2 protein-coding genes are annotated in these 1,513 nt (G+C 46.3%); both read left to right on the top strand.

Annotation, left to right across the window (positions count from 1 at the left end; translation table 11 throughout):
• The first annotated feature begins 118 nt into the window (after window positions 1-118).
• The gene (locus tag PX636_RS08670; RefSeq protein WP_130757136.1) at window positions 119-502 is read left to right on the top strand and encodes a FliH/SctL family protein; all 384 of its coding nucleotides are present in this window, start codon (window positions 119-121) and stop codon (window positions 500-502) included.
• A 21-nt stretch (window positions 503-523) separates the two neighbouring features.
• Complete coding sequence (locus PX636_RS08665; protein ID WP_288116771.1) at window positions 524-1,399, top strand: Rpn family recombination-promoting nuclease/putative transposase; 876 nt, start codon at window positions 524-526, stop codon at window positions 1,397-1,399.
• Window positions 1,400-1,513 lie beyond the last annotated feature (114 nt).

Here is a 1,513-nt window from a genome sequence, read left to right as displayed (position 1 = left end):
ATTTCCCCCAGAAAAGTCGCGAGGAAATTGAAGCTATTACCACCCTTATCAAGGGTAGGGTTAATTCATGAATTAACCCTACTACTTCCCCCAGAAAAGTCGCGAGGAAATTGAAGCTATGTTTGAACTAAGTGATTTAAAACAAACGAGAGTCTATCAAGAGGCACTGGCCGAAGGAGAAAAACAAGGTCTAGAACGTGGTCTGCAAGAAGGTCTAGAACGGGGTCTAGAACGGGGTTTAGAACGGGGTCTAGAACGGGGTCTAGAACGGGGTCTAGAACGGGGTTTAGAACGGGGTCTAGAACGGGGTCTAGAACGGGGTCTGCAAGAGGGGAAACGTTTGGTGGTGGAAAACCTGCTCCGAGTCCGCTTCGGTGAGTTAGACCCACCACTGCAAGCTATTATCAGCCGGATTTTACAACTGTCTCCGGAAGAATTTACTCCTTTACTCCTACATTGTTCCAAGCAGGAACTCTTAAATCAATTCGGCAACTGCCAATAAACCCTAGAAGCGAGATTTCTCGTGAAAACTGACAGTCTCTTTTACCAAATCTTCCTGCGCTTTCCCGACAGTTTCTTTGACTTAATCGGACAACCGCAACCGGGAGCAGCAAACTATCAATTTACCTCCCAAGAGGTGAAACAACTCTCTTTCCGTCTCGATGGCTTATTTATGCCACTTAGAGAAGATATTCAGCAACCCCTCTACCTAGTGGAAGTGCAGTTCCAACCAGACGACACGCTCTACTATCGACTTTTTGCGGAATTGTTCCTGTTTCTAAAACAATATCAACCACCTCACCCCTGGCAAATTGTCGTCATTTATCCCCATCGTGGGGTGGAACGGGAACAATCCCTGCATTTTGGCGAAATCCTCAATTTATCGAGCGTTAGACGCATTTATCTCGATGAATTGCCCCAGGTGTCCCATCCCTCCTTAGGAATCGGTGTGATTAAATTAGTAGTAGAGTCGGAAACGGCAGCGGTGAGGACTGCTCAAACCCTAATCGAGCGGACCAGAGAAGAAATCACCGACCAGTCCAGTCAACGGCAGTTAATTGACCTAATCGAAAGTATCATCATTTACAAATTCCCCCAGAAAAGTCGCGAGGAAATTGAAGCTATGTTTGGACTAAGTGATTTAAAACAAACGAGAGTCTATCAAGAGGCACTGGCCGAAGGAGAAGAACAAGGTCTAGAACGGGGTCTGCAAGAGGGGGAACGTCTGGTGGTGGAAAACTTGCTCCGAGTCCGTTTTGGTGAGTTAGACCCACCACTGCAAGGGATTATCAGCCGGATTTTACAATTGTCCCCGGAAGAATTTACTCCTTTACTCCTCCATTGTTCCAAGCAGGAACTCTTAAAGCGATTTCCCCCAGAAAAGTCGCGAGGAAATTGAAGCTATCACCCCCCTTATCAAGGGTAGGGTTAATTCATGAATTAACCCTACCCTTGAGGGTTCCAAGGTAGAACCCTGGAACGAGATAAGGGGAAAAAATTATACAATGCTTAT

Source organism: Microcystis sp. M53598_WE2 (assembly GCF_030067735.1).
In the GTDB taxonomy this organism is placed as follows: Bacteria; Cyanobacteriota; Cyanobacteriia; order Cyanobacteriales; family Microcystaceae; genus Microcystis; species Microcystis aeruginosa.
Note: the sequence above shows the minus strand (reverse complement) of the source record. Positions and strands in the feature narration are given on the sequence as shown.